This window comes from Longimicrobiaceae bacterium (assembly GCA_035936415.1).
Lineage (GTDB): Bacteria > Gemmatimonadota > Gemmatimonadetes > Longimicrobiales > Longimicrobiaceae > JAFAYN01.
In genome coordinates this window covers 1-6,614 of the sequence record DASYWD010000267.1, presented here as the reverse complement: position 1 = coordinate 6,614, position 6,614 = coordinate 1, and the positions used below count along the sequence as shown (strand labels likewise).

The 6,614-nt window shown below is 74.2% G+C and carries 9 protein-coding genes; 7 read left to right on the top strand and 2 right to left on the bottom strand.

Going from position 1 to position 6,614, the window contains the following annotated elements; translation table 11 throughout:
• Positions 1-92: 92 nt before the first annotated feature.
• Positions 93-782, bottom strand: coding sequence for a bifunctional phosphoribosyl-AMP cyclohydrolase/phosphoribosyl-ATP diphosphatase HisIE (hisIE, locus tag VGR37_10840; GenBank protein ID HEV2147888.1), 690 nt, complete (start codon positions 780-782; stop codon positions 93-95).
• 84 nt (positions 783-866) lie between these two features.
• Between hisIE and otsB the strand changes: the two genes are divergently transcribed.
• Complete coding sequence (gene otsB / locus VGR37_10835) at positions 867-1,667, top strand: trehalose-phosphatase (GenBank protein HEV2147887.1); 801 nt, start codon at positions 867-869, stop codon at positions 1,665-1,667.
• Positions 1,668-1,752: 85 nt separating this feature from the next.
• Here otsB and VGR37_10830 read toward each other — a convergent pair whose 3' ends face one another.
• Positions 1,753-1,911 carry a hypothetical protein gene (locus tag VGR37_10830; protein HEV2147886.1) on the bottom strand — a complete coding sequence of 53 codons (159 nt, stop codon included), beginning with the start codon at positions 1,909-1,911 and terminating at the stop codon, positions 1,753-1,755.
• A 135-nt stretch (positions 1,912-2,046) separates the two neighbouring features.
• Between VGR37_10830 and hisZ the strand changes: the two genes are divergently transcribed.
• From hisZ to VGR37_10800, 6 genes are all read left to right on the top strand, one after another.
• The gene (hisZ, locus tag VGR37_10825; GenBank protein HEV2147885.1) at positions 2,047-3,030 is read left to right on the top strand and encodes an ATP phosphoribosyltransferase regulatory subunit; all 984 of its coding nucleotides are present in this window, start codon (positions 2,047-2,049) and stop codon (positions 3,028-3,030) included.
• Positions 3,027-3,701 (top strand): ATP phosphoribosyltransferase, encoded by a 675-nt coding sequence (gene hisG, locus VGR37_10820; GenBank protein ID HEV2147884.1) that lies wholly within the window; start codon positions 3,027-3,029, stop codon positions 3,699-3,701. The genes hisZ and hisG overlap by 4 nt, the downstream gene beginning before the upstream one ends.
• Entirely contained in the window at positions 3,698-4,984 is a 1,287-nt protein-coding gene (gene hisD / locus VGR37_10815; protein ID HEV2147883.1) for a histidinol dehydrogenase, read from the top strand. The genes hisG and hisD overlap by 4 nt, the downstream gene beginning before the upstream one ends.
• Positions 4,985-5,059: 75 nt before the next feature.
• Positions 5,060-5,464, top strand: a complete 405-nt coding sequence (locus VGR37_10810; GenBank protein HEV2147882.1) for a hypothetical protein — start codon at positions 5,060-5,062, stop codon at positions 5,462-5,464.
• Between the two features lie 91 nt (positions 5,465-5,555).
• Positions 5,556-6,155: a hypothetical protein gene (locus VGR37_10805; protein HEV2147881.1), complete on the top strand. Its 600-nt coding sequence runs from the start codon at positions 5,556-5,558 to the stop codon at positions 6,153-6,155.
• Between the two features lie 33 nt (positions 6,156-6,188).
• The gene (locus VGR37_10800) at positions 6,189-6,482 is read left to right on the top strand and encodes a hypothetical protein (protein HEV2147880.1); all 294 of its coding nucleotides are present in this window, start codon (positions 6,189-6,191) and stop codon (positions 6,480-6,482) included.
• Positions 6,483-6,614: the final 132 nt, after the last annotated feature.

The following is a 6,614-nucleotide window of genomic DNA, read 5'->3' as shown; positions in this document are numbered from 1 at the left end:
TCGTCCGCCGGCACGCTGCCGCCGGAGATGGCGGCGGACGCGGGGGGCGACGGCTCCGGCGCGATGGAGGCGCCGGGGGGGCGCGCCGCGGCTCAGGAGTGATCGGGGGGGCGCTTCGCCTGCAGCTTCTCCAGCGCTTCGGGCCGCGGGGGAGCCCCGAAGCGCCCTTCAAGCTCCGCCCACACCTCCGCCAGCGGGAGGCCGCGCGCGCGCAGCAGGACCAGGAGGTGGAAGAGGAGGTCCGCCGTCTCGGAGCGCAGCTCGTCGGTCCCGGGGTTCTTGGCGGCCACGATCGTCTCCGCGGCCTCCTCCCCCAGCTTCTTGAGCACCTTGTCCACCCCCTTCTCGAAGAGGTAGGTGGTGTAGGAGCCCTCGGGGCGCTCCGCCTCGCGGACGCGGACGATCTCCTCGATGCGCGACAGCACGTGCCCGGTCCCCCCGGCGGGAGCCAGCCCGGCGCCGTCGGCGAGGCGGTGGAAGCAGCTCCCCTCCCCGGTGTGGCAGGCAGGGCCGGTCTGCGCGACGCGGTACAGCACCGCGTCGCCGTCGCAGTCCACGCGCACCTCGCGCACCGCCTGCACGTGCCCGCTGGTCTCGCCCTTGCGCCAGAGCGCGCCGCGGGAGCGGCTCCAGTAGTGGGCCACCCCGGTCTCCACGGTGCGGGCGAGCGCCTCGCGGTCGGCCCAGGCCACCATCAGCACCTCGCCGGTGTCGGCCTCCTGCGCCACCACGGCCACGAGGCCGCGCTCGTCGAACTTCAATTCCTCGATCCAGGCAGACATGGCGAACAGGGCTCCACGGTTCAGGGCGTGTGCGGGGCGGGAAGGTAGCGGCGGCCGTTCGGGCCGGTCAACGGGGGCGCCCTGGTGAGCGCCGGCGGTCCGACCCACGCGCTGGAGCGGGTGGAGGCGTGGCGGGAAGCGTGGCGGCGGAGCGGCCGGCTGGTGCTCCTCCTGGACTTCGACGGGACGCTGGCGCCCATCGTCGAGCGGCCTGAGATGGCGGCGATCCCGGAGGCCACGCGCGCGGCGCTGGACCGGCTGCTGGGGGCGCCGGGCGTGGTCGGTGCGGTGGTGAGCGGGCGCGGCATGGCGGACGCCCGGGAGCGCGCCGGGATCTCCGGGATCGCCTACGCCGGGAACCACGGGATGGAGATCGAGGGGCCGGACGTCCACCGGGTCCACCCCGAGGCGCAGGCGGCCCGGCCGCAGCTGGAGGAGGTCATCGCCGCGGTGGAGCCCGCGCTGGCGGAGGTCCCGGGGGCGTTCGTGGAGGACAAGGGGCTCACCCTCAGCATCCACTACCGGCTCACGCCGGAGGACCGGGTGGAGCGGGTGCGCCGGGTGGTCCGGGAGGCCGTCGAGGAGCGGGACGATCTGCGCCTCACGGAAGGGAAGAAGGTGCTGGAGGTGAGGCCCCGAGTGGAGTGGGACAAAGGGCGTGCTGTGCTCTTCCTCCTCGGCCACCTCCGCCCGCCCGAGGGCGCTCCGGTGCTGTACCTGGGCGACGACACCACGGACGAGGACGCCTTCCGCGCGCTGTCCTCGTGGCCGGGTGACGGGGAGGGGGTCCTGGTGGCGGAGCGGCCGCCCTCCACCACGGCGGCGCGGGCATACGTCCGTTCTCCCGAGGAGGTCGGGGCGCTGTTCGAGGCGCTGGCGCGGTAGGCTGGATTCGCTCCAGCACGAAATGCAACGGAGCGGGAGGCCGAGGCCTCCCGCTCCGTTGCTTTACCAGCGTCGTGCTCTGGCGTCAGACCGGGCGACGGCCCGTGATGACGCGCCAGGCGATCACGATCACTGCGATGATCAGCAGGATCCAGGCGATGTCGGCCAGGGCCCCGATGACCCCGCCCACACCCAGGAGCGCGACCACCAGGAGGATGATGCCGATGATGAGCAGAATGTCCACGGATCCCTCTCCGGATAGGGTGACTATGTCGAGTCCCACCTGTCGGATGCCGGGTTTTGCAAGCGGCGTGCCGCATCCCGCGCGTTCGGCCTCCCCGGTTGCCAGCCCCGTCCGGGTGCCGGTATCTTCCCGCCCATGCCGAACACGCCGCTTACCCAGGTTCCTCCGGGGTCGCAGGACCTCCTTTCCGACGACGTACGCCGCCGCCGCCGCGTCCAGGCGGCGTGGTTCGCCCTCGCCGAGGCGCACGGCTACGAGGAGGTGATCCCGCCCACCTTCGAGTACGAGGAGGTCTTCACCCGCGGGGCGGGGCCGGAGCTGGCGGGGCGGCTGATCCGCTTCGTGGACCGCGACGGGCGCCTGGTGGCGCTGCGTGCGGACTTCACCTCCTCCATCGCGCGGATGGCGGCGAGCCGGCTCGCCGCGGCGCCCCTCCCCCTGCGGCTCAGCTATGCGGGGAAGGTGTACCGCCAGGAGCCGGAGGGGGGCGGGCGGCGGCGCGAGTCGTTCCAGCTGGGCGCGGAGCTGATCGGCGACGCCGGTCCCGAGGCGGACGTGGAGACGCTGCGCATGACCATCGCCTTCCTGCGCGCGCTCCGGATCCGCGACTTCCAGATCAACCTGGGCGACATCCGCTTCGTCCGCCCCCTCCTGGCCGGGCTCGCGCCGGAGGCGGCGGAGCGGCTGCGCGTCGCCATCGACCGCAAGGACCGCGCGGCGCTGGCCGAGGGGGCGCGCGAGTTCGGCGCGCCGGCGGCGGTGGCGCGGGCGTTGATCGAACTGCCGGAGCTGATCGGGCGCGGCGAGGTGCTGCTGCGCGCCCGCTCCCTCGCCTCCGGCACGGAGGCGGAGGAGGCCATCGAGCGGCTCCGCGCCGTGGACGCGCTCCTCGCCCCCGACGAGCGCTCGCACGTGGTGTACGACCTGGGGGAGATCCGCGGGCTGGGCTACTACACCGGGGTCCAGTGGGAGCTGTTCGTGGCGGGGGTCGGCCGCGCGGTGGGCTTCGGCGGGCGGTACGACCACCTGCTGGGGCTCTACGGCGCCGACCGGCCGGCGGTGGGCTTCGCGCTGGAGACGGACGCCCTGGCGGAGCTCCTCCCCGCGGAGGTCCGGTGAGCCGGCCGCTGCGCATCGCGCTCCCCAAGGGGCGCGTGATGGAGGACGCCCTCGGCCTCTTCGAGCGGCTGGGCTCCGGCGTTTCCGCGGCGGCGCTGGAGTCGCGGCGGCTGATCCTCCCCTCCGACGACGGGCGCTTCGAGTACCTCCCGGTGAAGAACATCGACGTTCCCGTCTACGTGGAGGCCGGGGTGGCGGACGCGGGGGTGGTGGGGCTGGACGTGCTCGGGGAGCGGGAGCCGGACGTGCTGCACCCGCTCGACCTGCGCTTCGGCGGGTGCCGCCTGGCCGTCGCCGCGCCCGAGGGGATGCCGTACCCGCACCTCCCCGGTGCCGTGACGCCGCGCGTGGCGACCAAGTACGTGGAGTCGGCGCGCCGCTTCTTCGCCGCGCGGGGGGTGCAGGTGGACCTGATCCACATCTCCGGCTCGGTGGAGATCGCCCCGCTGCTGGGCCTCTCCCACTGGATCGTGGACCTGGTGCAGACCGGGCGCACGCTGGAGGAGAACGGGCTGGTGGTGGTGGACGAGGTGTCGCGCTCCTCCGCCCGCCTGATCGTCAACCGCGCCAGCCACAAGCTCCGCCTGGAGGAGCACCAGCGCCTCATCGCCGACCTGGAGCGGGCGCTGGACGGCGCCGCCGGGCTCGACTCGACCGCTTCGCAGCCGTGAACATCCGCACCCTCTCCAGCCGCCCGCCCTTCGCGGAGCTGCGCGAGCTGGCCTCCGCGGCCTCCACCGACGACCCGGAGCTGCGCGACTCGGTCGCGGCCATCCTCCGCGGGGTGGCGGAGCGGGGCGACGCCGCCCTGCTGGACTACACCCGCCGCTTCGACCGCGTGGAGGCCGCGAGCGTGGCGGAGCTGCGGGTGGGGGCGGACGAGCTGGAGCGCGCCGCCGCCTCCGTGGAGCCGGCGCTGCTGGAGTCGCTCCGCCGCGCCGCCGCCAACGTCCGGCGCTTCCACGAGCGGCAGCGGGAGCACGGCTTCGTGGACTTCCTCCCGGACGGCTCCATGCTGGGGCAGCGGGTGGCGCCCCTGCGCCGGGTGGGGATCTACGTCCCCGGCGGGCGCGCCGCGTACCCGTCCACCGTGCTGATGAACGCCATCCCGGCCGCCGTGGCGGGGGTGGACGAGATCGCCATGGTCTCGCCGTCGCCGGACGGGGAGGTGGCGCCGGTGGTGCTCGCCGCGGCCCACGTCGCCGGGGTGACGGAGGTGATCCGGGTGGGCGGGGCGCAGGCGGTGGGGGCGCTGGCGTTCGGGACGGAGACGGTGGGGCGGGTGGACAAGATCGTCGGCCCGGGCAACAAGTGGGTGGCCGAGGCGAAGCGGCAGGTGTTCGGGCGGGTGGACATCGACATGGTCGCCGGCCCCTCCGAGATCCTGGTGATCGCGGACGAGCTGGCGGATGCGCGCCACGTCGCCGCGGACCTGATCGGGCAGGCTGAGCACGACCCGGACGCCATCGCCTGGCTGGTGACCACCTGCGCGGCGCACCTCACCGAGGTCCCCCGCGAGATCGAGCGCCTGCTGGAGGCGAACCCCCGCCGCGACGTGGCGCGCGCCGCGCTGGAGGCGAACGGCGCCATCGTGCAGGTGCCGGACCTGGGCGCCGCCGCGGAGCTGGCCGACCTGCGCGCCCCGGAGCACCTGGAGCTGCTGGTGATGGAGCCGCTCGCGCTGGCGGGCCGCATCCGCAACGCCGGGGCGATCTTCCTGGGGAGCTGGTCGCCGGAGCCGGTGGGCGACTACTTCGCCGGCCCCAACCACGTCCTTCCCACCGGGGGGACGGCGCGCTTCGCCTCGCCGCTGGGGGTGTACGACTTCGTGAAGCGCACCTCCCTGATCGGCTACTCGGCGGAGCGGCTGCGCCGGGACGCGGAGGACGTGGTCCGGCTCGCGGAGTCGGAGGGGCTGCACGGCCACGCCGAGGCGGTCCGCGTCCGGCTCTGAGGGTGCAGGGACCATGAATTTTCTTTCGGCCGGTGAGCCGGCCGCACGCTCCGCTCGACGAGAAAGGGAGAGACCGTGAGGGTTCTGTACGCGCTGCTCTGCGAGGATGCCGCCATGCGCCCGGACGGGCGCGCCGACCTGCACGGCGTCTTCCACCACCTGTTCGCCCCGGGGTTCCCGGCGCAGCAGGACCGGATGACGCTGGTGGTGGTGCTGGAGTGGGGCGCGAACGAGGCGGGGCGGGTGCAGTTCAAGATCGACCTGCTGGACCCGGCCGGCTCGCCCGTGGGAACCATCAACGGCCACACCGACGTGGGGACGCCGCGCCCCATGGAGCCGCCCCAGCAGACCCGGCTGGTGATGGGGCTGGACAACGTGGTCTTCCCGCAGGAGGGGAGCTACGAGTTCGAGCTGACCATCGGCGAGCGCCAGGAGCGCGTCGCCGTCCTCCACCTGATCGAGAACCCCGCGGCGAAGTAGCCGCCCCCGGCGCCATCCCGCCAGGCGGGACCTCCAGGGAGCTTCGCCTCCGCCGGAGGTCCACGCCGCCTCCCCGTCCGCCACGGACCCCGTGAACACCTCCCCTCCGCCTTTCCTGGTGCGGCCCCTCCGCTGGGCCGGCTTCCTCCTGCTCGCCGCCTGGGCCGTCTCCGTCGTCCGCGAGCCGGACGCGTGGCGCTTCATCGACGGCGTGAACCTCCTCCTGCACGAGGCGGGGCACCCCGTCTTCGGCTTCTTCGGGGAGTTCGTCGCCGTGCTCGGCGGCACGCTGATGCAGCTCCTCTTCCCGCTGGCCTTCGCCGTCCACTTCCACCGCTCCCGGCAGCCGTTCGCCGCCTCCGTCTCCGTGGCCTGGCTGGGGGAGAGCTTCTTCAGCGTGGCGCGCTACGCGGCCGATGCCCGGGCGCAGGTCCTTCCACTCGTGGGCGGCGACGACGCGGGGCACGACTGGGCCTACATGCTGGGACGGCTCGGGTTGCTGCAGCACGACCACTCGGTGGCGCAGGCGATCCGCGCCGCGGGAGCCCTCCTCCTGCTCGGGGCCGTGATGGGAGCGCTGAAGGCCGTCCACGCCCCGCTGCCCGCGTCGCCGTCCGCCGACCCCCTCCACGAGGAAGGGGAGGCATTCGCCCGATACCTGGCGGAGCGGTCGCAGGACCCGCCGCGCTGAGCAGGCGAGGTTCGCCGTCTGCTGGACCGCTCCTTGCCGCGTCCCGCCACCCGTCTGACGGCGTACGAGCAATTCTTCCCCAGGACAGGCGTGGACACCATGGCGATGATGAACGAGCTGGTGCAGCAGATCTCCCAGCGGGCGGGGATCCCCGAGGACAAGGCGCAGATGGCCGCCCGCGCCGCGGTGGACTTCCTGGACGGCCGCCTCCCGCCCCCGGTTGGCGGCAACCTGAAGCGGCTGGTGGAGGGCGGGGGAGCCGGCGGCGGCGGGCTGGGCGACCTCGGCAAGGCGGCGGGCGGGCTCGGCGGGATGTTCGGCAAGTAGCCCGGCCCCCGCGCAGATATCTCGCGAGTGGTCGGCGGGGGGAGGCTCCTCCGGCGGTGCGTAAACTCGCCCGGCCGGCGGAGCGAGACGTGAGTGCGGCGCGGGCTCACACAAACGCACCGCCTGCTGAGC

Excerpts from the sequence above, each read along its gene's own strand:
- hisIE (HEV2147888.1), bottom strand. The coding sequence starts at position 782 with ATGTCTGCCTGGATCGAGGAATTGAAGTTCGACGAGCGCGGCCTCGTG.
- hisZ (HEV2147885.1), top strand. The coding sequence starts at position 2,047 with ATGCCGAACACGCCGCTTACCCAGGTTCCTCCGGGGTCGCAGGACCTC.